22 protein-coding genes are annotated in these 23081 nt (G+C 70.7%); 16 read left to right on the forward strand and 6 right to left on the reverse strand.

Annotation, left to right across the window (positions count from 1 at the left end):
* The first annotated feature begins 44 nt into the window (after window positions 1–44).
* Window positions 45–725, forward strand: a complete 681-nt coding sequence (locus tag C8E84_RS02580) for an HAD family hydrolase (RefSeq protein ID WP_159899227.1) — start codon at window positions 45–47, stop codon at window positions 723–725.
* A gap of 323 nt (window positions 726–1048) precedes the next feature.
* On the opposite strand, the gene C8E84_RS02585 is transcribed toward C8E84_RS02580, so the two are convergent.
* Entirely contained in the window at window positions 1049–1894 is an 846-nt protein-coding gene (locus C8E84_RS02585; RefSeq protein ID WP_159899229.1) for a RecB family exonuclease, read from the reverse strand.
* 73 nt (window positions 1895–1967) lie between these two features.
* Window positions 1968–5756, reverse strand: coding sequence for a methionine synthase (metH, locus tag C8E84_RS02590; RefSeq protein ID WP_159899231.1), 3789 nt, complete (start codon window positions 5754–5756; stop codon window positions 1968–1970).
* Window positions 5757–5827: 71 nt separating this feature from the next.
* On the opposite strand from metH, the gene C8E84_RS02595 reads away from it, so the two are divergent.
* Genes C8E84_RS02595 through arc form a run of 3 tightly spaced genes read left to right on the forward strand, consistent with a single transcriptional unit; the run spans window position 5828 to window position 9715 of the window.
* Window positions 5828–6943: a site-2 protease family protein gene (locus C8E84_RS02595; protein ID WP_159899233.1), complete on the forward strand. Its 1116-nt coding sequence runs from the start codon at window positions 5828–5830 to the stop codon at window positions 6941–6943.
* 11 nt (window positions 6944–6954) lie between these two features.
* Window positions 6955–7941, forward strand: coding sequence for a tRNA (adenine-N1)-methyltransferase (locus C8E84_RS02600; RefSeq protein WP_159899235.1), 987 nt, complete (start codon window positions 6955–6957; stop codon window positions 7939–7941).
* Between the two features lie 22 nt (window positions 7942–7963).
* Window positions 7964–9715: a proteasome ATPase gene (gene arc / locus C8E84_RS02605; protein ID WP_159899237.1), complete on the forward strand. Its 1752-nt coding sequence runs from the start codon at window positions 7964–7966 to the stop codon at window positions 9713–9715.
* 78 nt (window positions 9716–9793) lie between these two features.
* On the opposite strand, the gene C8E84_RS02610 is transcribed toward arc, so the two are convergent.
* Genes C8E84_RS02610 through C8E84_RS02620 form a run of 3 tightly spaced genes read right to left on the reverse strand, consistent with a single transcriptional unit; the run spans window position 9794 to window position 12130 of the window.
* A complete protein-coding gene (locus C8E84_RS02610) occupies window positions 9794–10141 on the reverse strand; it encodes a DUF3054 domain-containing protein (RefSeq protein WP_159899239.1) in 348 nt (115 codons plus the stop codon).
* A complete protein-coding gene (locus tag C8E84_RS02615) occupies window positions 10138–11130 on the reverse strand; it encodes a ribose-phosphate diphosphokinase (protein ID WP_159899241.1) in 993 nt (330 codons plus the stop codon). The genes C8E84_RS02610 and C8E84_RS02615 overlap by 4 nt, the downstream gene beginning before the upstream one ends.
* Window positions 11131–11146: 16 nt before the next feature.
* The gene (locus C8E84_RS02620) at window positions 11147–12130 is read right to left on the reverse strand and encodes an alpha/beta hydrolase (RefSeq protein WP_159899243.1); all 984 of its coding nucleotides are present in this window, start codon (window positions 12128–12130) and stop codon (window positions 11147–11149) included.
* Between the two features lie 20 nt (window positions 12131–12150).
* Here C8E84_RS02620 and dop point away from each other — a divergent pair, with 20 nt between their 5' ends.
* The 7 genes from dop (at window position 12151) to C8E84_RS02655 (ending at window position 18434) form a co-directional block, all read left to right on the forward strand.
* A complete protein-coding gene (dop, locus tag C8E84_RS02625; protein WP_281348898.1) occupies window positions 12151–13680 on the forward strand; it encodes a depupylase/deamidase Dop in 1530 nt (509 codons plus the stop codon).
* Window positions 13681–13716: 36 nt separating this feature from the next.
* Window positions 13717–13908 (forward strand): ubiquitin-like protein Pup, encoded by a 192-nt coding sequence (locus tag C8E84_RS02630; RefSeq protein ID WP_159899245.1) that lies wholly within the window; start codon window positions 13717–13719, stop codon window positions 13906–13908.
* Window positions 13905–14732 carry a proteasome subunit beta gene (gene prcB / locus C8E84_RS02635; protein ID WP_159899247.1) on the forward strand — a complete coding sequence of 276 codons (828 nt, stop codon included), beginning with the start codon at window positions 13905–13907 and terminating at the stop codon, window positions 14730–14732. Before C8E84_RS02630 ends, prcB begins: the two co-directional genes overlap by 4 nt.
* A complete protein-coding gene (prcA, locus tag C8E84_RS02640) occupies window positions 14729–15535 on the forward strand; it encodes a proteasome subunit alpha (RefSeq protein WP_159899249.1) in 807 nt (268 codons plus the stop codon). Before prcB ends, prcA begins: the two co-directional genes overlap by 4 nt.
* Window positions 15532–16911, forward strand: coding sequence for a Pup--protein ligase (pafA, locus tag C8E84_RS02645; protein WP_159899251.1), 1380 nt, complete (start codon window positions 15532–15534; stop codon window positions 16909–16911). The genes prcA and pafA overlap by 4 nt, the downstream gene beginning before the upstream one ends.
* Window positions 16912–17041: 130 nt before the next feature.
* On the forward strand, window positions 17042–17998 hold the full coding sequence (locus C8E84_RS02650; protein WP_159899253.1) for an FKBP-type peptidyl-prolyl cis-trans isomerase: 957 nt from the start codon (window positions 17042–17044) through the stop codon (window positions 17996–17998).
* A gap of 58 nt (window positions 17999–18056) precedes the next feature.
* A complete protein-coding gene (locus C8E84_RS02655; protein ID WP_159899255.1) occupies window positions 18057–18434 on the forward strand; it encodes an FKBP-type peptidyl-prolyl cis-trans isomerase in 378 nt (125 codons plus the stop codon).
* Here C8E84_RS02655 and C8E84_RS02660 read toward each other — a convergent pair.
* The gene (locus C8E84_RS02660; RefSeq protein ID WP_159899257.1) at window positions 18418–19533 is read right to left on the reverse strand and encodes a DUF3866 family protein; all 1116 of its coding nucleotides are present in this window, start codon (window positions 19531–19533) and stop codon (window positions 18418–18420) included. The two genes, C8E84_RS02655 and C8E84_RS02660, sit on opposite strands and share 17 nt — an antisense overlap.
* Window positions 19534–19568: 35 nt before the next feature.
* Between C8E84_RS02660 and C8E84_RS02665 the strand changes: the two genes are divergently transcribed.
* Genes C8E84_RS02665 through tatC form a run of 5 tightly spaced genes read left to right on the forward strand, consistent with a single transcriptional unit; the run spans window position 19569 to window position 23077 of the window.
* Window positions 19569–20579, forward strand: coding sequence for a helix-turn-helix transcriptional regulator (locus C8E84_RS02665; RefSeq protein ID WP_159899259.1), 1011 nt, complete (start codon window positions 19569–19571; stop codon window positions 20577–20579).
* A complete protein-coding gene (locus C8E84_RS02670) occupies window positions 20579–21559 on the forward strand; it encodes a helix-turn-helix transcriptional regulator (RefSeq protein ID WP_159899261.1) in 981 nt (326 codons plus the stop codon). Before C8E84_RS02665 ends, C8E84_RS02670 begins: the two co-directional genes overlap by 1 nt.
* Before the next feature lie 3 nt (window positions 21560–21562).
* A complete protein-coding gene (locus C8E84_RS02675) occupies window positions 21563–21877 on the forward strand; it encodes a hypothetical protein (protein WP_159899263.1) in 315 nt (104 codons plus the stop codon).
* A 58-nt stretch (window positions 21878–21935) separates the two neighbouring features.
* Entirely contained in the window at window positions 21936–22238 is a 303-nt protein-coding gene (tatA, locus tag C8E84_RS02680) for a Sec-independent protein translocase subunit TatA (RefSeq protein ID WP_159899265.1), read from the forward strand.
* Between the two features lie 26 nt (window positions 22239–22264).
* Window positions 22265–23077: a twin-arginine translocase subunit TatC gene (gene tatC / locus C8E84_RS02685; protein ID WP_246196733.1), complete on the forward strand. Its 813-nt coding sequence runs from the start codon at window positions 22265–22267 to the stop codon at window positions 23075–23077.
* The last annotated feature ends 4 nt before the right edge of the window (window positions 23078–23081 follow it).

Genomic DNA, 23081 nt, shown 5'->3' on the forward strand with positions numbered 1-23081 from the left:
TCGTCGTCGGAGCACCACCCTACGGCTCCGTAGACTCATGTCCCATGAGCCTCCCCGCAGCAGTCCTCTGGGACATGGACGGAACCCTCGTCGACACCGAGCCGTACTGGATCGCCGCGGAGCACGACATCGTCGAGGAGCACGGCGGGACGTGGACCGAGGAACTCTCCCACCAGCTCGTCGGCCAGGACCTCCTCGTCGCGGCGACGTTCATCCGCGACAACTCCGCCGTCGACTGGACCCCGGAACGGATCGTCGACGAGATGCTCGGCCGGGTCATCGGCAAGGTCAGCGAGCACATCCCGTGGCGGCCGGGCGCCCGCGAGCTGCTAGCGGCCCTCAAGGCCGAGGGTGTGCCGAGTGCGCTGGTCACCATGTCGTGGCGCTCGTTGGCGGATGCCGTGCTGGGCGCCCTGCCCGAGGGCACCTTCGACGTCGTGGTCACCGGCGACGAGGTGTCGCACGGCAAGCCGCACCCGGAGCCCTACCGGGCCGCCGCCCGCCTGCTCGGCGTGTCACCGCAGGACTGTGTGGCGATCGAGGACTCCCCGACCGGGGTGCGCTCAGCCGTTGCCGCGGGGGTGCCGACGCTGGCGGTGCCGCACGTCGTCTCCGTGCCCGAGATGGCGGGCGCCGTGCACCTGGACTCGCTGGCCGGGCTCACCCCGAGCCGGGTGGCCGAGCTCGGTCGTCAGGCTCGGGAGTCGGCGCTGGCGGTGTCCTGACCGGCGCCCGACGTTCGCATCTGCTGACGGTCGGACGTCCCGCCAGTCGTCCAGTCGAGGGGTCGCAACACGTCGACGGAAGTGCTCCATCCCGGGCGATTCTTGACTCCTCGATCGCGCGAGGGTTCGGGAAGGGCTGCACGGTGCCATGCCCTCGACCGTACCGGCGAACCGAGATCCGTGTCGGACCACAGCGTTCCGAGTGAACGGTGAGTCTGCAGATGCGTCCCCGCATGCCGCTGGAGATGACCCGGCCACCCTCGCCGATGCTGTTCGGACCCGGGAAAGACTTCTACCAGCGGGGTAGTCGGCGGACTCGGCATTCAGTCGTCGGCAGGAACGGCCTCACCGGAACGCGCGGGGTCGAGCGCGAGCAGGCCAGCGCCCTCGGGAAGCGGGGGAGGAGTGCCGCCCCACGCGGGGCAGAGGTCCTTGAAGTCACACCAGTCACATAGCTTGGAGGTGCGCGGGCGCCAGTCGCCCGTGCGCGCGGCGTTCGCCACGGCATCCCAGATCGCCCGCACGTTGCGCTCGACCGCGCGCAGGTCCCGCTCGTCGGGGGAGTAGCGCACCACCTCGCCGTTACCGAGGTAGACGAGCTGGAGCAACGCCGGGATGGTGCCGTGGATGCGCCACAGCACCAGCGCATAGAACTTCATCTGGAACAGGGCCTTGGCCTCGAAGAGCTCGCTCGGGGACCGACCGGTCTTGTAGTCGACGACCCGCATGGCCCCGTCGGGCGCGACGTCGAGCCGGTCGACGTACCCCCGCAGGGTGAGGCCCTCCACCTCGGCCTCGACGTAGAGCTCGCGCGCGGCCGGCTCGAGACGGGTGGGGTCCTCGAGGGTGAACCACTGCTCGACCAGGGCCCCGGCGGCGGCATACCAGCCCTGCTCGGTGAGCTGATCGTCGTCGTCGATCATCGTCGCCAGCTCGGGCCGCTCCTCGACCAGCGCCTGCCAGCGCGGTTCGACCAGGGCCAACGCCGCCTCGGGAGTGCGCTGCTCGGCAGGCAGGTCGAAGAGGTGCTCGAGCACCGCGTGCACCAAGGTGCCGCGAGCCGCAGCAGGGGAGGGCGGAGCCTCCAGCTTGTCGATCGTGCGGAAGCGGTAGAGCAGGGGGCACTGCTTGAAGTCCGCGGCGCGGCTCGGGGACAGTGCGGGAGTCATGGGGCACACGCTATGCCGATCCACCGACACCGGCGCCACGGCATCCACAGCCCCGGGATCAACAGCCCCGGGATCAGTCCTCGGGCTGGTACCCCAGGTTCGGGCCCAGCCAGCGCTCGGTCGTGCGCAGGTCCCAGCCCTTGCGCTGGGCGTACGACTCCACCTGGTCGCGCCCGAGCCGGCCGACGACGAAGTACTGGCTGTCCGGGTGGGCGAAGTACCACCCCGACACCGACGCCCCCGGCCACATCGCCATCGACTCGGTGAGCCGGATGCCGGTGCGCTCCTCCCCGCCCAGCAGCGCCATGAGCGTCTCCTTCTCGGTGTGCTCGGGACACGCCGGGTACCCCGGCGCCGGGCGGATGCCGGCGTAGCGCTCGTGGATGAGGTCGTCCATCGACAGGTGCTCGTCCGGTGCGTAGCCCCACAGCTCGCGGCGGACCTTCTCGTGGAGGCGCTCGGCGAACGCCTCGGCCAAGCGGTCTGCCAGCGACTCGAGCAGGATCGCCGAGTAGTCGTCGAGGTCGGCCTTGAACGCCAGGAGACGCTCCTCGAGCCCCAGCCCGGCGGTCACCGAGAAGGCGCCGACATGGTCGGCGATGCCGGTCTCCTTGGGGGCCACGAAGTCCGACAGGCACTTGTTCGGCACGCCCTCACGGTGCTGCCCCTGCTGACGCAACCCCCGAAGGGTCGTGAGCACGCTGGTGCGGGCCTCGTCCGCGTAGACCTCGATGTCGTCGCCGACCCCGTTCGCGGGGAAGATGCCGACCACCCCGCGGGCGTGGACCCAGCGCTCACGCTCCATCCGGTCGAGCATCGCGTTGGCGTCGGCCAGCAGTGACCGCGCCTGCTCCGACGTCGCGGCGTTGTTCAGCACGTCGGGGTAGCGGCCCTTGATCTCCCACGCCCCGAAGAACGGCGTCCAGTCGATGTAGGGCCGCAGCTCGGCCAGCGGGAAGTCCTCGAACACCCGGGTGAACTGGGTCGCGGCCCGGTGCCAGTGCGCGTCCGGCCGACCCGACCACCGGTCGGCGCTCTGCTGAGCCAGCAGGTGGGGCCGCATCGGCCGGTAGGACGCCCAGTCGAGCACGGGACGGTTCGCCCGCGCCTGCTCCAGCGAGGCCAGTGGCCGCTCGCCGGCCTTGGCGGCGTGCCGGGCCCGGATTGCGTCGAAGTCGGCCGTCACACCGTCGAGGAAGGCACCCCGCTGGTCCTCGGACAGCAACTGGCTGACCACGGGCACCGACCGCGACGCGTCCTTCACCCAGACCACCGGCCCGTGGTACTGCCCGTCGACCTTGACCGCCGTGTGTGCCCGGGAGGTCGTCGCCCCGCCGAGCAGCAACGGGATCTCGAAGCCCTGGCGCTCCATCTCGGCGGCCACCCGCACCATCTCGTCGAGGCTGGGCGTGATGAGGCCGGAGAGCCCGATGATGTCGGCCCCGACCTTCTTCGCGGTGTCGAGGATCTTCTGGGTCGGCACCATGACCCCGAGGTCGATGACGTCGTAGTTGTTGCACTGAAGCACCACACCGACGATGTTCTTGCCGATGTCGTGCACGTCGCCCTTGACCGTGGCCGTGACGACCAGACCCTTGCTCTTGAGCCGGGCGGCCTCGTCCTTCTCCGCCTCGATGTAGGGGATGAGGTGGGCCACCGCCTTCTTCATGACCCGCGCCGACTTCACGACCTGCGGCAGGAACATCTTGCCGTCGCCGAAGAGGTCACCGACGACGTTCATGCCGTCCATGAGCGGCCCCTCGATCACCTCCAGGGGGCGCCCACCGGCCGCGGCGATCTCGAGGCGCAGTTCCTCGGTGTCGTCGACGACGAACTCGTCGAGCCCCTTGACCAGCGCGTGGGTGATCCGTTCGCGCACCGGGAGCAAGCGCCACTGCTCGGCAGCGGCATCCGCGACCTCCCCGGTGCCGCGGTACTCCTCGGCGATCTCGAGAAGGCGATCCGCGGCATCCGGACGGCGGTTGAGCACGACGTCCTCGATCGCGTCGCGCAGGCGCTCGTCGACGGTGTCGTAGACCTGCAGGGCACCGGCGTTGACGATGCCCATGTCCATGCCGGCCTTGATCGCGTGGAACAGGAACACGGCGTGGATGGCCTCGCGCACGACGTTGTTGCCGCGAAAGCTGAACGAGACGTTGGAGACACCACCGGACACCAGGGCGTGCGGCAGGTTCTCCTTGATCCAGGCCGTGGCCGAGATGAAGTCGACGCCGTAGGCCGCGTGCTCCTCGATGCCCGTGGCCACCGCGAAGATGTTCGGGTCGATGATGATGTCCTCGGCGGGGAAGCCGACCTCGTCGACGAGCAACCGGTAGGCGCGACCACAGATCTCCTTGCGCCGCGCCAGGTTGTCGGCCTGACCGGCCTCGTCGAACGCCATGACGACCACCGCGGCGCCGTACTTGCGCGCGAGCCTGGCGTGGTCGAGGAACGCCGCCTCGCCCTCCTTCATGGAGATCGAGTTGATGATCGGCTTGCCCTGGGTGACCTTGAGCCCGGCCTCGATGACCTCCCACTTGCTGGAGTCGATCATCAGCGGCACCCGGCAGATGTCGGGCTCGGTCGCGATGAGCTTGAGGAAGCGGTCCATCGCCGCGACCCCGTCGATCATCCCCTCGTCCATGTTGACGTCGATGACCTGGGCCCCGGCCTCCACCTGCTGGCGGGCGACCCCGAGAGCGGTGGGGTAGTCCTCCTCGGTGATCAGCCGCCGGAACCGCGCCGACCCCGTGATGTTGGTGCGCTCGCCGACGTTGACGAACAGGCTGTCCTCGTCGATGACGCACGGTTCGAGCCCGGCCAGGCGCAGGGCGGGCGGCACGTCCGCGGGCGGGCGCGGCACGCCCTGGGATGCCGCGTCGGCGATCGCCGCGATGTGGTCCGGTGTGGTGCCGCAGCACCCACCGACGATGTTGACCAGTCCGGATGCCGCGAACTCACCGACGACGCGCGCCATCGCCTCGGGCGTCTCGTCGTACTCCCCGAAGGCGTTGGGCAGCCCGGCGTTGGGGTGCGCGGAGACGAAGCAGTCGGCGATCCGGGAGAGTTCGGCGACGTAGGGGCGCAGTTCACCGGCGCCGAGGGCACAGTTGAGGCCGATGGCCAGCGGGCGGGCATGGCGCACGGAGTACCAGAAGGCCTCGGTGACCTGGCCGGAGAGAGTCCGTCCCGAGGCATCGGTGATGGTGCCCGAGATCATCACCGGCCAGCGCCGGTCGGTCTCCTCGAACAGGGTCTCGAGGGCGTAGATCGCCGCCTTGGCGTTGAGGGTGTCGAAGATCGTCTCGACGAGGAGCACGTCGGCACCGCCGTCGACGAGGCCGCGGGCCTGCTCGAGGTAGGCCTCGACGAGCTCGTCGAAGGTGACGTTGCGGGCGCCCGGGTCGTTGACGTCGGGGGAGATGGATGCCGTGCGGTTCGTCGGCCCGATCGTCCCGAGGACGTAGCGCGGGCGGTCCGGGGTGCGGGCCGTCATCGCGTCGCACTCGGCGCGCGCGAGGGCGGCCGCCGCCACGTTGAGCTCGTAGGCGACGTCCTGCATGCCGTAGTCGGCGAGCGAGATCCGCTGCGCGTTGAAGGTGTTGGTCTCGAGCAGGTCCGAGCCCGCATCGAGGTAGGCCCGGTGGATGGCGGTGACGATGTCGGGCTGGGTGAGCGCCAACAGGTCGTTGTTGCCCTGCTGGTCCTCCGGGTGGTCGGCGAACCGGTCGCCGCGGTAGTCGGCCTCGGACAGGCCGTACCCCTGGATCATCGTGCCCATCGCCCCGTCGAGGACGAGGACCCGCTCGCGCAGGGCTGCGGTGAGGTCGGCGGTGGCATCAGGGCGGTGGGCAGCAGTCACGTCGAGTCGTCTCACTCAGGGTTGAACGGGCAAGGACAAGTATGGCGCGAGCCTCACGTAGGGTCCGTGGCATGCCCGACCCGCAAGCACCATCCGGCTCGATCCGGCTCGGCCGGGTTGCCGGGGTGCCGGTCTACCTCGACCGCACCTGGCTGATCCTCGGCGCCTTCATCGCGTGGACCGGCTGGCAGGCGGGCCGCGACCTCGGGACGACCACGGGGATCGCGTACGCCGGGTGGCTCGTCCTCGGCATCCTGACCGCGGTGCTGGGGCACGAGATCGCCCACGCCGTGGCCGGCCGGATGCTGGGTTTCCGGGTGCACCGCATCGTCGCCACCCTGTGGGGTGGTCACACGTCGTACGACGGCACCGGCTCGACCCCGGGGAGGGCTGCCGCGATCGCGGTGAGCGGCCCGCTGGCCAACCTCGCCCTGGCGGGGATCGGGTGGATCGGTCTTCTGGTGCTGATCGGGCCGGTGGCGCAGTTCGTGCTCTGGTGGTTCGTCGCGATCAACCTCCTGCTCGCCGCCTTCAACCTCCTGCCCGGCCTTCCGCTGGACGGTGGGCAGGTCGTGCACTCCCTGGTGTGGAAGGTCAGCGGACGCCGGGACACCGCGCTGCTCGTCGCCGGCTGGCTGGGCCGCCTCCTCGCCATCGCGGTGGTCGTGTTCTTCGCAGTCCTGCCCGTGGTGCAGGGCGTCCTCGACCCGTTCCGGCTGCTCCTCGTCGCCGTCATGGCCTGGGTCCTGTGGTCCGGTGCCACGGCGGCGCTGCGCCGAGCCCCCTTCGAGCGGCTGCTCGACCGGCTCGACGCCGAGGAGGTCATCGAGGCCGTCGGGATCATCCGCGCAGACACGCCCGTCGGTCACCTGATCGGCGCCGACCGCCGGCTGCTGGCCCTCGACGACCGGGGGCGTCCGCTCCTGCTGATGCCGACGGCATCCGCCACCGTCCCCGACCTCACCACCCTCGACCCGGCGACCCCGGCGTCCTCCCTGCTCATGCGGCTGCCGGACACCTCCCTCATCGATCTCGCCCCCGGCGCCAGCGTCGAGCCACTGCTGCGCGCGATGGCGCTGTCCGGCTCCGGGGTGGTCGTCGTGGTGTCGAACGGCGCGGTGCGGGGGCTGGTCACCGCTGAGCGGCTCAACGCCGTGGCCGAACGCCACCTGCGTCGCCGCAACTAGACTCCCCGCCCATGACCTCACCGACCGGCGCCGAGCTGCGGCGTGGCCCCTTCACCGCGGGCGAGCGCGTCCAGCTGACCGACCCCAAGGGCCGCATGCACACCATCGCGCTGGCCCCCGGCAAGCAGTTCCACACCCACCGGGGATACCTCGCCCACGACGACCTGATCGGAGCCCCGGACGGCTCGACGATCAAGAACACCGCCGGCGTCGAGTACCTCGCCCTGCGCCCGCTGCTCGCCGACTACGTGATGTCGATGCCCCGGGGCGCCGCGGTGATCTACCCCAAGGACGCCAGCCAGATCGTCATGATGGCCGACATGTTCCCGGGCGCGGTCGTCGTCGAGGCCGGGGTCGGCTCCGGAGCGCTGTCGATGTCGCTGCTGCGCGCTGTCGGCGAGACCGGCCGGCTGCACTCCTTCGAACGCCGCGAGGACTTCGCCGAGATCGCCAAGGCCAACGCCCGCGAGTACTTCGGTGCTGACCACCCCGCCTGGACCGTCACCGTCGGTGACCTCGTGGAGGCGCTGCCGCGCACGGTCGAGAACGGGAGCATCGACCGGGTCGTGCTCGACATGCTGGCGCCGTGGGAGTGCCTCGACGTCGTCGCCGACGCGCTCGCCCCCGGCGGGGTGCTGCTCTGCTACGTCGCGACGGCAACCCAGCTGTCGAAGGTTGCGGAGGCCATGCGCGACGCCGACCTGTTCACCGAGCCCCAGGCCTGGGAGACGCTGGTTCGCGGCTGGCACCTCGAGGGTCTGGCCGTGCGCCCCCAGCACCGGATGCACGGGCACACCGGGTTCCTCATCACCACCCGCCGCCTCGCACCGGGGGTCACGCCCCCGCTGCGCAAGCGCCGCCCGGGCAAGGGATACGTCACCGGCGAGGAGGCGACCGAGCAGGACTGGACCCCCGAGGCCATCGGCGAGCGGGTCCCCTCCGACAAGCGCGTTCGCCGCGTGGTGCGATCGGTGACCGACACCTCACCGCTTGCGTGACGCACGCGGGTTATCGTCGACCATGAGCACCGACGAGCCCACGGCCGAGCAGGCGGGCACCCGCGAGAGCCTCGAGGCCCAGCGGGAGTCACTCGAGGCCGAGATCACCGCCCTGCGCGCGCAGGGGCAGGCCAGCCCCGCCCAGCTGCGCACCCTCGAACGGGACCTCGCCGGGTTGCGCTCCCAGCTCGCGACGATGTCCGCGCAGAACGAACGACTGGTGCGCACCCTTCGGGATGCCCGCGAGCAGATCGTCACGCTGAAGTCCGAGGTCGACCGGCTCGCGCAGCCTCCCGCGGCCTACGGCATCGTCATCGAGACCTTCGAGGACGGCACCGCCGACATCCTCACGAGCGGGCGCAAGATGCACGTGGCCGTCAGCCCCGCGCTCGACGCGGACTCGCTCCAGGCCGGCCGCGAGGTCATGCTCAACGAGGCGATGAACGTCGTCGCAGTGCACGGCTACGAGACCGTCGGCGAGATCGTGCTGTGCAAGGAGGTCCTCGAGGACGGCCGCGTGCTCGTCGTCGCCCAGGCCGACGAGGAGCGTGTCTGCCGCATGGCGGCCTCCCTCGACGGTGAGACCGTGCGCGCCGGTGACGCCCTGCTGCTGGAGTCGCGCTCGGGGTTCGTCTTCGAGCGGATCCCCAAGGCCGAGGTCGCCGACCTGGTGCTCGAGGAGGTCCCCGACATCGACTACACCGACATCGGTGGGCTGAGCGGCCAGATCGAGGCCATCCGCGACGCCGTCGAGCTGCCCTACCTGCACCCCGACCTCTACACCGAGCACCAGCTCAAGCCCCCGAAGGGAGTGCTGCTCTACGGCCCGCCCGGCTGTGGCAAGACGATGATCGCCAAGGCGGTCGCGGCATCCCTGGCCCGCAAGGTCGCCGAGAAGGAGGGGCGCGAACCCGGCAAGTCCTTCTTCCTCAACATCAAGGGCCCCGAGCTGCTCAACAAGTACGTCGGCGAGACCGAGCGCCACATCCGGCTGATCTTCCAGCGGGCCCGCGAGAAGTCCAACGAGGGCTACCCGGTCGTCGTGTTCTTCGACGAGATGGAGTCGCTGTTCCGCACCCGCGGGTCGGGTGTCTCCTCCGACGTCGAGACGACCATCGTGCCGCAGCTGCTCTCCGAGATCGACGGCGTCGAGGGCCTCGAGCACGTCATCGTCATCGGTGCCTCGAACCGCGAGGACATGATCGACCCGGCCATCCTGCGCCCAGGTCGCCTCGACGTGAAGATCAAGATCGAGCGTCCGGATGCCGAGGCCGCGCGCGAGATCTTCGCCAAGTACCTCGTCGAGACCCTGCCGCTGCACCCGGACGACGTCGCCCAGAACGGCGGCTCGGAGCAGGCCACCGTGCAGGCGATGATCGACGCCGTCGTGCTGCGGATGTACACCGAGGAGGAGGAGAACCGCTTCCTCGAGGTGACCTACGCCGGCGGTGACAAGGAGATCCTGTACTTCAAGGACTTCAACTCCGGGGCGATGATCCAGAACATCGTCGACCGCGCGAAGAAGATGGCCATCAAGGACTTCCTCGACACCGGTCAGCGGGGTCTGCGGGTCGAGCACCTGCTCCAGTCGTGCACCGACGAGTTCCGCGAGAACGAGGACCTCCCGAACACGACGAACCCCGACGACTGGGCGCGCATCTCCGGCAAGAAGGGCGAGCGGATCGTCTACATCCGCACGCTCATCAAGACCAAGGAGGGCACCGAGCCCGGCAAGTCGATCAACACGGTCGCCAACACCGGCCAGTACCTCTGACGCCGTCGAGAGGAGGCAACACACCGAAGGGGCGCCACCCTGCTCGGCGTGTCGCCTCCTCTCGACTGGCCGGTCGGCTCAGGCGACGAGTCGGGCGATGACTCGCCAGCCGAGGAGCATCAACGACAGCACGGTGGTCGCCACGATCACGAACGAGGCAGCGGTGCCGTCGCCGATCACCCGACGCAGCAGCATCCCGACGACCACGGTGCACACGAGCACCACTGCTCCGAAGGACAGCTCGCGCGGGCCCACGTCCAGGGTCAGGCTGGCGACCAACCACCCGGCCGCGGTCCCGGCGACGAAGGGCGCAGCCGTGCGAAGCACCCCGAGCACGTCCAGGCCCTCGGCGTGCGAGCGACGGCCGAGGGCGGCGAAGACGACGACGAGGGCGACGTCGAGAACGGCCGGCAGTGTGCGGGTCACGAGCCGACCCGGTCGAACAGCGTGCTCTGCCGCGGCGGGGCGTGGGTGGGGTCGACGCCGTCGAACAGGCTCGACACCGATTCGCCCTCGTGGATGCGGTTGATGGCCTCGGCGAACAGGCCGGCCACGGAGCGCACCCGAAGCTCCGGCCAGTCCTTCGGGGCGGGCACCGTGTCGGTGGTGACGACCTCGCTGATCATCGCGTGACCGCGCAGCCGCTCGACGGCCCGGCCCGCGAACAGGCCGTGCGTGGTCGCGACGGCCGCCTCGGTGACGCCCTGGTCGGCCAGGCGCTCGAGCAGCTCGATGATCGAGCCGCCCGTGGCGATCTCGTCGTCGAGGACGATGGCCCGCTTGCCCTCGACGTCGCCGACGATCGAGTCGATGACGACGGTGTCGTCCCCCAGCCGGCGCTTGGACCCGGCCGCGACGGGGAGGCCGAGGAGCCGCGAGAACTGAGTGGCGTCCTTGGCGTTGCCGAGGTCGGGGGAGACGACGACGGTGTTCTCGAGGTCCTGCTCGCGGAAGTGGTCGGCGAGCACGCCGAGCGCGGTGAGGTGGTCGACGGGCACGGAGAAGAAGCCGTGCACCTGCGGCGCGTGCAGGTTCATCGTCAGCACGCGGTCGGCACCCGCTGTCGAGATGAGGTCAGCGACCAGCCGTCCCCCGAGCGAGATGCGCGAGGCGTCCTTCTTGTCGCTACGGGCGTAGGCGTAGTGGGGGATGACCGCGGTGATCATGCCCGCGGAGGCACCCTTGGCGGCATCGATCATGAGCAGCAGCTCCATGAGCGAGTCCTGCGTCGGGGGGACGAGCGGCTGCACGATGTAGACGTCGCGCTGGCGGCAGTTCGCCAGCAGCTGGGCCTGGAGGCAGTCGTTGCTGAAGCGGCTCAGTGCCGTCAGCGACAGATCCACCCCGAGTTCGTCGCAGATGCGGTGGGCCAGGGGCTGGTGGGCCGACCCGGAGAAGACGACGACCTCGCGCATGTCCGCAGCCTAACCGTCAGGCCGTTGCCGACAGGGCGCTTCGGAGCTCGGTTGCGAGCTCCCACCGGTGTTGCCGCCCCACCGTCGGTGCCGCCCCCGGCATCGACGCGAAGCCGTGCGGCACCTTGAGGTAGTTGGTCAGCCGTGCCGGCACCCCGGCAGCCCGCAGGGCCTCGGCGTACCGGATGCCGTCGTCGCGCAGCGGGTCGAGGTCGGCCGTCTGCACCAGCGCGGGTGGCAGTCCCTCCAGCCGACCGAACAGCGGTGACACGAGGGGGTCGCGCCGGTCGTGGCCGGGGCCGAGGTAGTGGTCGCGAAAGGTCACCATCGACCGCTTGGTGAGGATGGGCGCGTTCGCGTTCTGGTGCACCGAGGGTGAGCTCATCGTGGCGTCGGTCGCGGGATAGATCAGGGCCTGGTGTCGAAGTCTGCTGTCGCCGTGGTCGCGCAGCACCTGGGCCACCACGGCCGCGAGGTTGCCGCCCGCCGAGTCACCGGCCACGGCCATCCGGGCGGTGTCGGCGTGCAGCACGTCACCGTGCACCCCCACCCAGGTCGTCGCGTCCACACAGTCGTTGACCGCCACCGGCGCGCGGTGTTCGGGGGCCATCCGGTAGTCGACCGAGACGACGACCGCCTCCACCTGCGCCGCGAGGAAGGTGCAGATCGGGTCGTCGTCGACGACGTTGCCGAGCACCCAGCCGCCGCCGTGGAACCACATGACGACCGGCACGTCGGTGCGGCTGTCCCGCAGGGCCCGGGGGCGGTAGATCCGCAGCGGGATCTCGTGGTCATCGCGGGCAGGTGCCGTGCCGAACGTGATGCCGACGGCCGGGTCGGGGCGCCCCGTCACCCACGACAGCAGGGGATGGGTGGGCCGCACCGCGGTGCGCGCCCGGTGGATGCCGTCGTGGTCCAGTGCCTCGATGGGCGGGCCACGGTGGGTCGCCGCGAACGAGACCGCGGCGATGAGGTGGGAGACTCCGCGGTAGCTGCGCACGCGGTCAGTATGGTCGAGCCATGACGGTGCGCAGGGTGATGGGGATCGAGACCGAGTACGGAATCGTCGTCCCGGGGGACCCGAGCGCCAATCCCATGGTCGCCTCGGGCGATGTCGTCACGACGTACGCGACGTCCCGCGGCATCCGACCGGCGAGGGCCAGCTGGGACTACGCCGACGAGGCGCCGCTGCGCGACGCGCGGGGTTTCGACATGGGGCGGGGGATCGCCCACCCCAGCCAGCTGACCGACGGCGAGGACCCGACGTTGGCCAACGTGGTGCTCACCAACGGCGCCCGCCTCTACGTCGACCACGCGCACCCCGAGTACAGCTCACCCGAGGTGACGACCCCCCGTGACGCGGTCACGTGGGACCGCGCCGGCGAGCTCGTCATGCGCGAGGCCGTCGCCCGCCTGGCGACGATCCCCCCCGGCATCAACCTCTACAAGAACAACACCGACGGCAAGGGCTCGTCGTACGGCACCCACGAGAACTACCTCATGTCCCGGGCCACGCCGTTCGCCAACATCGTGCGGCACCTCACGCCGTTCCTCGTCGTCCGGCAGGTCATGTGCGGTTCGGGCCGCGTCGGCATCGGGGTCGACTCGCGCACCTCCGGCTACCAGCTGGCCCAGCGCAGCGACTTCTTCGAGGTCGAGGTCGGGCTGGAGACGACCCTGAAGCGCCCGATCATCAACACCCGCGACGAGCCGCACGCGGTGGCCGACCGCTATCGCCGCCTGCACGTCATCATCGGCGACGCCAACCACGCCGACGTGGCGAACCTGCTCAAGATGGGCACGACGTCCCTCGTGCTCGCCATGATCGAGGCGGATGCCGTGGTCGCCGACCTCTCCGTGCGCCGCCCGGTGGCCACGCTGCACGCCGTGTCCCACGACCCGACCCTGAAGACCACGCTCGAACTCGTCGACGGCCGCCGGATGACCGCCCTCGAGCTGTTGTGGGAGTACCACGACCGCGCGGCGGCCTTCGTCGCGCAGACCTCGGGTGGCGAGCCCGACCCGGACACCGCCGAGGTCATGCACTGGTGGGGCACGGTGCTCGACCGGCTCTCGCGCGACCCGATGCAGGCCCGCCGCGAGGTCGACTGGGTCGCCAAGCTCGCCGTGCTCGAGGGCTATCGCGAGCGTGACTCCCTGGGGTGGGGCGACCCGCGGCTGAAGGCCGTGGACCTGCAGTGGTCTGACGTGCGGGCGGACCGTGGGCTGGCGCACCGCCTCGCCGCCACTGGTCGTCTCGAGGTGCTCGTCGAGGAGGATGCCGTGCGCGCGGCGGTCACGCAGGCCCCCACCGACACCCGGGCGTGGTTTCGGGGTGAGTGCCTGCGACGTTTCCCGGACGACGTCGTGGCGGCCTCGTGGGATTCGGTGATCTTCGATGTGCGGGGTCAGCGGACCCTCCAGCGGGTCCCCATGCTCGAACCGCTGCGCGGAACCGAGGCGGGGGTGGGCGACCTGGTCCGCAACGCCCCGGACGCCGCCGCGCTGCTGGAGGCCCTGGCACGCAGCAGCCAGGGCTCTGGCGACTAGGCTCGAACCAGTCTCACGCACACACGAGGGAGCACCATGGCCGGCCAGGAGCAGATCAAGCCACAGCGTCGCGATGACGGCGGCCCCGACGACGCCCCCGAGGCGGCGAGCGCGGCACCCGTCATCAGCACGAGCGAGATCGACGACATCCTCGACGAGATCGACGGGGTGCTGGAGTCCAACGCCGAGGAGTTCGTGCGCGGTTTCGTCCAGAAGGGCGGCCAGTGACCCGCGACGCCGACGGTGGCCGCCTCCCCACGGCATACCTCGTGCCCGGGTCGTCGTCGTTCACCGAGTTCCTGTCCGCCCACGCACCGAGCCTGCTGCCCTCCGGGCGGGGCCTGCCCGCAGGTGCCGCGATCGACGCCCCGCACGGGACGACGATCGTCTCGCTGACCTACGACGGGGGCGTCGTCATGGCCGGTGACCGACGGGCCACGATGGGCAACCTCATCGCCAACCGCGACATGGACAAGGTCTTCGCGACCGACGAGTTCAGTCTCGTCGGCATCGCCGGCACGGCCGGACTGGCCATCGAGCTCGTCAAGCTGTTCCAGGTCGAGCTCGAGCACTACGAGAAGATCGAGGGGGCGCTGATGTCCCTCGAGGGCAAGGCCAACCGTCTCGCGTCGATGATCCGCGGCAACCTCGGCATGGCGATGCAGGGGCTGGCCGTCGTGCCGCTGTTCGCCGGCTTCGACCCCGCAGCGGGCACGGGCCGGATCTTCTCCTATGACGTGACCGGGGGCTGCTACGAGGAGCACGACCACCACAGCGTCGGCTCGGGCTCGCTGTTCGCCCGCGGGGCCCTGAAGAAGCTCTACCGCCGCTCCGGCACGGTCGACGACGCGGTGCGCTGCGCCGTCGAGGCCCTCTACGACGCCGCCGACGACGACTCCGCCACCGGTGGCCCGGACGTCGGACGCCGCATCTGGCCCTCCGTCGGCATCGTCGACGACTCCGGCGCCCGCTTCCTGCTCGACGACGAGATCGCCCCGGTCGTCGACGCCATCATCGCCGCGCGCGTCAACAACCCGGGAGGTGCCCGATGACCGCCGGGATGCCGTTCTACGTCTCGCCCGAGCAGCTCATGAAGGACCGGGCCGACTTCGCGCGCAAGGGCATCGCGCGCGGCCGCTCGGTCATCGTGCTCGCCTACGACAACGGCATCGCGTTCGTCGCCGAGAACCCGAGCCGGGCGCTGCACAAGGTCTCCGAGATCTACGACCGGATCGCCTTCGCCGCCGTCGGCAAGTACAACGAGTTCGAGAACCTGCGGGTGGCCGGGGTGCGGTACGCCGACCTGCGGGGGTACTCCTACGACCGCTCGGACGTCACCGCCCGTGGGCTGGCCAACGCCTACGCGCAGACGCTGGGCACGGTGTTCACCCAGGAGTCCAAGCCCTACGAGGTCGAGATCGTCGTCGCCGAGGTCGGCACCAGCCCGGACACCGACCAGGTGTACCGCCTCACCTACGACGGTTCCGTCGCCGACGAGCACGGGTTCGTCGCCATGGGCGGCGGCGCGGAGCAGATCGAGACCGGCCTGCGGGAGCAGTGGCGCGCCGGGCTGCACCTGTCGGAGGCGTTGACCCTGGCCGTCGGCCTGCTCGGCACCGACCCCGCAGGGGGCCCGGCCCGTGAGCTCAGCCCGTCCCAGCTCGAGGTCGCCGTGCTCGACCGGCACCGGCCGCGGCGCACCTTCCGACGGATCACCGGCCCACTGCTCGAGCGCCTGCTGAGCAGCGATGACCCCACCCGCGACGTCCCGGTCGCCGACGACTCCAGTTCGGTGCGCGACGCGACGACCAACCCGCAGACCCAGCGCCCCGAGACCGACGGCGCCCCCGCGTGAGCACCCCCGGCGGGCGCCGCATCTTCGGCATCGAGAACGAGTACGGCATCACCTGCTCGGCCGGGGGCCAGCGCACCCTGACCCCCGACGAGGTGGCGCGCTACCTGTTCCGCAAGGTCGTCGCCTGGGGCCGGTCGAGCAACGTCTTCCTCACCAACGGGTCACGGCTCTACCTCGACGTCGGTTCCCACCCCGAGTACGCCACCGCCGAGTGCGACTCGGTTCGCCAGGTCGTCGCCCACGACAAGGCGGGGGAGCGGATCGTCGAGGGGCTCGTCGTCGACGCCCAGCAGCGGCTGCGCGAGGACGGCGTCGCCGGCGACATCTACGTCTTCAAGAACAACACCGACTCCGCGGGCAACTCCTACGGCTGCCACGAGAACTACCTCGTGCGCCGGGCCGGGGAGTTCTCCTCGATCTCGGACACCCTGCTTCCCTTCCTCATCAGCCGCCAGATCACTTGTGGCGCAGGAAAGCTCGTCGCGACGTCCAAGGGCGCGACGTATGCCGTCAGCCAGCGGGCCGACCACATCTGGGAGGGCGTCTCCTCGGCCACGACGCGCAGCCGCCCCATCATCAACACCCGCGACGAACCGCACGCCGACGCCGAGCACTACCGCCGACTGCACGTCATCGTCGGCGACTCCAACATGAGCGAGACCACGACGATGCTCAAGGTGGGCTCAGCCGACCTGGTGCTGCGGATGATCGAGGCGGGCGTCGTCCAGCGCGACCTCACCCTGGAGAACCCCATCCGCGCGATCCGCGAGATCTCCCACGACCGCACCGGGCGGCGGCCCGTGCGGCTGGCCAACGGCCGCCAGATGAGCGCCCTGGAGATCCAGGGGGAGTACTACGCCAAGGCCTGCGAGTTCATCGAGCGTGAAGGCGCGACCGACCCGCTGCACGAACGGGTCCTCGAGCTGTGGGGGCGCACGCTGCAGGCCGTGGAGAGCGACGACCTCGGCCTCGTCGACACCGAGATCGACTGGGTCATCAAGTACCGGTTGCTCGACGACTACGCGACCCGTAACGGCCTGCCCCTCGAGCACCCCCGGCTGGCCCAGATCGACCTCGCCTACCACGACATCGATCGCAGCAGAGGGCTGTTCTACCTGCTCCAGCGGCGTGGCCGGGCGGCCCGGGTCGTCAGCGACCCCGAGGTCTTCTCGGCCAAGGTCAACCCGCCGCCGACGACGCGCGCCAAGCTGCGGGGCGACTTCATCCGGGCGGCGAAGGCCAACCGTCGGGACTTCACCGTCGACTGGGTGCACCTCAAGCTCAACGACCAGGCCCAGCGCACCGTGCTGTGCAAGGACCCGTTCCTCGCGGTCGATGCCCGGGTGGAGCGCCTCATCGAGGGCATGACCGCCTGAGCGAGCCGGGGTGGCGGGGACGGCATCCAGCGTTCTCCCAGCCTGCGATGTGCAACCTCACAAGGGGCGCGGTTATCGTGGATGACCGTTGCCCGCTGCCGGGCAGCACCCCCGACCGAAGGTTCCACACGTGTCACGTCGCGTCACCACCACCCTGTCCGCCGCCGCCCTGGCCTGCGCCCTCGTCCTCAGCGGATGTGGCGAGGAGAGCGCCCCGACCGCCAGCACCTCAGCGGCCCTGAGCGCCATCACCGTCGAGGGAACTGACGCCAAGAAGGCGCCCACCGTGAAGGTCGACGCCCCGGTCACGGTGACCAAGACCGAGTCCAAGGTGCTCACCGAGGGCACGGGCGCCGCCATCACCGAGGACGACCTCGTCTCGATCCAGGCGATCATCCTCAACGGCACCGACGGCAAGCAGGCCCACAGCACGTGGGAGACCGGGCCCGTCGGCCTCGACCTCGGCGCGCAGGACCTCTTCGGCTCGTTCAAGAGCCAGCTTCCGGGCAAGAAGATCGGCTCGCGGGTGCTCATCACGTCCACCCCCGCCGACGCCTTCGGTGAGCAGGGCAACCCCGACCTCGCGATGACGGCCGACGACCCCGTCGTGTTCGTCGTCGACGTCGTCGGCGCGACGAAGGTGCTCGCGCAGGCCGAGGGCAAGGCGGTCGCCCCGAAGGCGGGCCTTCCGACCGTGACGATGAACGACGGCAAGCCCGCGACGATCACCGTCCCCAAGGGCGCCAAGGCACCTGCCAAGACGGTCGTCCAGCCGCTCATCACCGGCACCGGGCCTGAGGTCAAGGCCGGCCAGACCGTGCGCGTCTCCTACACCGGCGCCCTGCTCAAGGACGGCAGCGTCTTCGACTCCAGCGCCAACCGACCGGAGCAGCCGTACTTCGACTTCGCCGCTGGTCAGGGTCAGGTCATCTCGGGCTGGGACAAGAGCATCGTGGGGCAGAAGGTCGGCAGCCGACTCCTGCTCGTCATCCCGCCGGCCGAGGGCTACGGCGAGGCCGGCAGCCCGCCGAAGATCGCCGGCACCGACACCCTCGTCTTCGTCGTCGACATCCTCGCCGCGTACTGACGCATCTCGCCCTGACACCACTCGTCCTGACACCCCTCCTGCACGAAAGCGACCACCCATGAGCACCGAGCCCACCCGCCCCGAGATCGACTTCCCGGGCGAGGTCCCGAGCGACCTCGTCATCGAGGACATCACCGTCGGTGACGGCGCCGAGGCCACCCCGGGCAGCACCGTGTCCGCGCACTACGTCGGTGTTGCCCACTCCACCGGCGAGGAGTTCGACGCCTCGTGGAACCGCGGCGCGCCGCTGGACTTCCGCCTGGGTGTCGGCATGGTCATCGCCGGCTGGGACCAGGGCATCGCCGGCATGAAGGTCGGCGGCCGGCGCAAGCTGACCATCCCGCCGCACCTGGGCTACGGCGAGCGCGGCGCCGGTGGCGCAATCGCGCCCGGCGAGACGCTGATCTTCGTGGTCGACCTCATGGACGTCCGCTGACCGAGGGATCGATCGACGCAGCAGCATGAACGCCCGCGGCGGCAGCCGCGAGGAACGGGGCGGGGTCTGAATCCAGACCCCGCCCCATCGTGCTCAGGGCGACGGGCGAGGTGCGCAGTGCCTCGAGCAGTCCGTCGGCAGGCACCTCGACCACCGTGAGCCGGGCCCGCGCCGTGATCACCAGGGTGCGCAGCTGTTCACGCACGAGCGCGTCGAGCTCGGCATCCGGCAGCGTGGTCACGGGGACGTCCGCCGCGGTGAGCAGGGCGCGACCGTAGGCCGTGCGGCTGTGGTGGCTGATGCCGCGGTGCCGCTCGCGCAGGTCGGCACCAGACACGCGCACCGACGCGATGCCGTGTCCGCCGAGCACCTCGGCGGCGTGCAGGGCGTCGGCGCACCCGACCCCGGAGTAGCCCCACCGGGTGCCGGTGCCCACGTTGCCCGGCCCCTGCGTCACGACGGCGACGTCCGCACCGACGACGTGCCGCGCCGCGAGCAGGCCGGTGTGCGTCGTCACCGCCTCGTGGTCCCCACCGAACGCCTGGCCGACGGTGATCGTGGACGCCAACCACCCGGCATCCGTGAGGCCTGCGACGGCTCTCGAGAACGCCGCGGGGAGGGCACCGCCGTCGGTCATGACGTAGGCGACCCTCGCGTGCGGGTGAGTGGACCGGATGCCGGCGAGCACCGCCGGGAGGGCGGAGTGCAGGTCCGCGACGACCACCGGCATCCCCGCGAGGTCGTCGGCGTCGGCGAGGTCAGCGTGGTGCGGGCTGTCCTGTTCGTCGACGGCGAGCAGCATCTGCTGCATCGGGGTGTACCGCGCCTTGACGATGTGCCCGGGTCCGGTCTCCGGGTCGGCCGGAAGGTGGTCGGTGCGGGCCACGACGAACGCGAGCCCCCCGGTGCCGAGCCCGCGCAGCAGGGCCGACGCGTTGAGCAGCACCCGCTCGCCGACGGCGGGTTCGCCGACCATCGCGGTGTAAGCGAGCGCCCGAACAGGCGGATCGGCCGTCTCGTCCAGGGCCACGGAGTACTCCACGGCGCCCGGCCATCGACGCACCTGCTCGACCACGGTCCCGGCTCGCCACTGCATCACGCTCGGCAGCGTATCCGTCAGGTAGCGTCTGGCGGGTGAGCAACGAGCCCGGCGCAGGCACCCCCTCGGCGGCACAGGTGAAGACCGAGCGACTGCTCAACCTCGTGCTGGTGCTGCTCTACACCCGCCGGCCGCTGCCCAAGGCGCAGATCCGCTCGCTCGTGCCGCAGTACGGGCAGTCGGCGTCGACCGAGGCCTTCGAGAGGATGTTCGAGCGCGACAAGGACGAGCTGCGCGAGCTCGGCATACCGCTGGTCACCGAGGACATCGACCCGCTGCACGAGGACGAGCCCGGCTACCGCATCCACCAGCGCGAGTACGCCCTGCCCGACATCGCCTTCGAGCCCGACGAGCTCGCCGTGCTCGGGTTGGCCAGCCGCACCTGGGCGCAGGCGAGCCTGGCCGGCCCGGCCGCTGCCGCCCTGCGCAAGCTGCGCGCTGCCGGGGTCGAGCGCGACGTCGACGCGCTCATCGGCATCGAACCACGGCTGCGCACCACCGAACCCGCCTTCGACGCCGTCAAGGACGGTGTGTTGCGACGGGTGGTGCTGACCTTCGGCTACCGGCGCCCCGAGGCCACCGAGGTGCAGGTGCGCACGGTGCAGCCGTGGTCACTCGTCTCCTGGCACGGGAGGTGGTACCTCAACGCCTACGACCTCGAGCGCGAGGCGCCGCGTGTGTTCCGCCTCTCGCGGATCGTGGGAACCGTGAAGGCCTCGGGCCGCGCAGGTGCGTTCGAGGTTCCTGAGGACCACGAGCCCCAGTCGATGGTTCGCCGGGTGGCGCGACCCCAGACCCAACCGAGCCCGGCCGTGCTGCGCGTTCGCCGCGACACCGGGCACAGCCTGCGTCGTCGGGCCCGCACCGTCGGGTCCGTCGACGACACGTGGGACCTCGTCGACCTCGACCACGGCGACCTCGACGCCTTCGCCGAGGAACTCGCCGGCTACGGCCCCGACGTCGTCGTGGAGCAGCCGCCCGAGCTGGTCGACGCCGTCGTCGAGCGACTGCGCGGGGCGCTGGCTGCCCACGGGGGGATGGGCTGATGGCTGGTTTCGCGACGGAGAGCGCCACCGCCCGGCTGGCGCGCCTGCTGACGATGGTGCCGTGGCTGGTCAACCGCCAGGGCATCGACCTGCGCCAGGCGGCCGACGACCTCGGGGTCAGCGTCGACCAGCTCGAAGCCGACCTCAACCTGCTCTTCCTGTGCGGTTACGGGCAGATGCCCGACGAGCTGATCGAGGCCGACTGGGAGGAGGGCCGGGTCTTCATCGGCAACGCCGACACCATCGCCCGGCCCCTGCGGCTGGGGGTCGACGAGGCGGTGACCCTGATCGTGGGCCTGCGGGCGCTGCGCGAGGTTCCCGGCCTGGGCGATCGTGATGCCGTCGAGCGGGCCCTGGCCAAGCTCGAGGATGCCGCGGGGTCGGCTGCCGCTCCCGCCGCGCGAGTGCGGGCCGAGGTGGCCGACGGCGGTTCGTCGGAGGTGCTGGCCCGAGTGCGCCGGGCCGTCACCGACCGGCGCCGCGTGCACCTGCGCTACCTCGTGCCTGCCCGCGACGAGGCCACCGAGCGCGACGTCGACCCCATGCGCGTGGTGGGCATGGACGGCCGGTGGTACCTCGAGGGCTGGTGCCATCGGGCGGGGGACACCCGGATGTTCCGGCTGGACCGCATCGAGGAGCTCACGGTCCTCGACGTCGACGGAACCCCGCCCGCCCACGCCCGTGAACGTGACCTCTCGGAAGGCACCTTCCGTCCGGCAGCGGACGACCTCCTGGTCACGGTCCACCTGTTGCCGGGGGCGACCTGGGTGGCCGACTACTACCCGGTCGAGTCCAGCGAGGAGATCTCGGCCGCTGACGGCGGCGGCCTCATGGTGCGGCTGCGCACCGCGGACACCGCCTGGCTGCGGCGTCTGGTCTGGCGTCTGGGCGGACGTGGTGTCGTGCTCGACCCGCCGCAGGTGGTCGCCGAGGTGGCGGCCGGGGCCGCTGCCGCCCTCACGGCGTACGGGGAGGGCTGAGCGATGCTGCCGTGGTGGGGTTGGTTCCTGGTGTGGACGGTGCTGCTCGCCGCCTCGGCTGCCCTGATCGGGCAGCGTGCCTGGCGGGTGTGGGGGAGCGTCAAGGGTGTGAGCCGCGAGGCTGCTCGCGCGAGTGCCCTGGTCGCCGAGCTCGAGGCGCGAGCCGACGAACTTCGCGACCTGGAGCCAGCGCCCCCGGCCGTCACACAGTCTCCTCTCAGGATGCGCGAGGAGTATCGGGCGGGCAAGGCCGCGACACGGGCGGCCCGCCGTGCACGCCGGGCGGAGCGCCTGCCGCCCTGGGCACGCGTAGACTGACCGACCAGACGCCACTGCGCCACCAGGCGTCCCACCATCAGCACAGGAGTTGGACCCCATGGGCAGGATCGGACCCACCGAGATCATCATCGTCGCGGTGCTCATCATCCTCATCTTCGGATGGAAGAAGCTCCCGGATGCCGCGCGCAGCCTCGGCCGCTCGGCTCGCGTGTTCAAGTCCGAGGTCGACGAGATGAAGAAGGAGTCCGAGGCCGCCAAGTCGGACGCCTCGAGCACCACCGTCAAGGGTGAGCCCATCGAGCCGGCGTCCAGCGTCGACCGCGCGATCCCGACCACCGAGGGCAACGCCGTGCGGGAGAACGCACCGCGCACGGACAACCAGTCCGGCCCCGTGGCCTGACCTCACCACCCGTCACCTCACCACCCATGGCTCGTCTTCGTCGGCGCCCTCGCGACCCCGAGGGCCGCATGACGCTGGGCGAGCACTTCCGCGAGTTCCGGCGTCGGCTGTTCATCTGCGCCGCCTCGGTGTTCGTCGCCTCGATCGTCGCCGGCTACTTCTACGACGAGGTGTTCGCCTTCCTTCAGGCACCCTTCAGGGCGTACGCCGAATCCAATCCCGGGGTCACCGCGAGCCTGAACTTCGCCGAGGCGACAGCGGCTCTGTCCAACCTCATCAGCCTGTCGATCTTCGTCGGGGTCATCGCGGCGAGCCCGATCATCCTGTGGCAGGCCTGGGCCTTCATCGTGCCCGGCCTGACCGGCAAGGAGAAGCGCATCTCCTTGGCCTTCCTCGCGGCGACCATCCCGTTGTTCCTGCTGGGCTGCTGGCTCGGCTACGCGATCCTGCCGCAGTCGCTGGCGATCCTCTACGGCTTCAGCCCGGATGGAACGTCGAACATCCAGCAGGTGTCGATGTACTTCTCGTTCGTCACCCGCTTCATCCTCGTGTTCGGCGTCGGCTTCCTCTTCCCGGTCGTGCTGGTCGGCCTCAACGTCATCGGGGTGCTGCCTGCGCAGCGCCTGCTCGCGGGCTGGCGCATCGCGGTGGTGTTCATCTTCGTGTTCGCGGCCGTCGCCACTCCCACTGCCGACCCGTTCACGATGTTCGTCTTCGCGGCGCCGCTCACGGTGTTGTACTTCGCGGCCTGGTTCGTCGCCCGCCTGCTCGACAAGCGCAAGGAGAAGGCGCGCCCCGACTGGCTCGACGTCGACGACAACGAGGCCTCCCCCCTGTAAACCG

This window comes from Ornithinibacter aureus (genome assembly GCF_009858245.1).
In the GTDB taxonomy this organism is placed as follows: domain Bacteria; phylum Actinomycetota; class Actinomycetes; order Actinomycetales; family Dermatophilaceae; genus Fodinibacter; species Fodinibacter aureus.

What these genes read in the sequence shown, in the direction of transcription:
- tatA (WP_159899265.1), top strand. Translation starts at nt 21,936, where the DNA reads ATGGGCAGGATCGGACCCACCGAGATCATCATCGTCGCGGTGCTCATC.
- arc (WP_159899237.1), top strand. Translation starts at nt 7,964, where the DNA reads ATGAGCACCGACGAGCCCACGGCCGAGCAGGCGGGCACCCGCGAGAGC.
- C8E84_RS02580 (WP_159899227.1), top strand. Translation starts at nt 45, where the DNA reads ATGAGCCTCCCCGCAGCAGTCCTCTGGGACATGGACGGAACCCTCGTC.
- C8E84_RS02675 (WP_159899263.1), top strand. Translation starts at nt 21,563, where the DNA reads ATGCTGCCGTGGTGGGGTTGGTTCCTGGTGTGGACGGTGCTGCTCGCC.
- C8E84_RS02600 (WP_159899235.1), top strand. Translation starts at nt 6,955, where the DNA reads ATGACCTCACCGACCGGCGCCGAGCTGCGGCGTGGCCCCTTCACCGCG.
- C8E84_RS02595 (WP_159899233.1), top strand. Translation starts at nt 5,828, where the DNA reads ATGCCCGACCCGCAAGCACCATCCGGCTCGATCCGGCTCGGCCGGGTT.
- prcA (WP_159899249.1), top strand. Translation starts at nt 14,729, where the DNA reads ATGACCGCCGGGATGCCGTTCTACGTCTCGCCCGAGCAGCTCATGAAG.
- C8E84_RS02615 (WP_159899241.1), bottom strand. Translation starts at nt 11,130, where the DNA reads ATGCGCGAGGTCGTCGTCTTCTCCGGGTCGGCCCACCAGCCCCTGGCC.
- dop (WP_281348898.1), top strand. Translation starts at nt 12,151, where the DNA reads ATGACGGTGCGCAGGGTGATGGGGATCGAGACCGAGTACGGAATCGTC.
- C8E84_RS02670 (WP_159899261.1), top strand. Translation starts at nt 20,579, where the DNA reads ATGGCTGGTTTCGCGACGGAGAGCGCCACCGCCCGGCTGGCGCGCCTG.
- C8E84_RS02630 (WP_159899245.1), top strand. Translation starts at nt 13,717, where the DNA reads ATGGCCGGCCAGGAGCAGATCAAGCCACAGCGTCGCGATGACGGCGGC.
- tatC (WP_246196733.1), top strand. Translation starts at nt 22,265, where the DNA reads ATGGCTCGTCTTCGTCGGCGCCCTCGCGACCCCGAGGGCCGCATGACG.
- C8E84_RS02585 (WP_159899229.1), bottom strand. Translation starts at nt 1,894, where the DNA reads ATGACTCCCGCACTGTCCCCGAGCCGCGCCGCGGACTTCAAGCAGTGC.
- C8E84_RS02655 (WP_159899255.1), top strand. Translation starts at nt 18,057, where the DNA reads ATGAGCACCGAGCCCACCCGCCCCGAGATCGACTTCCCGGGCGAGGTC.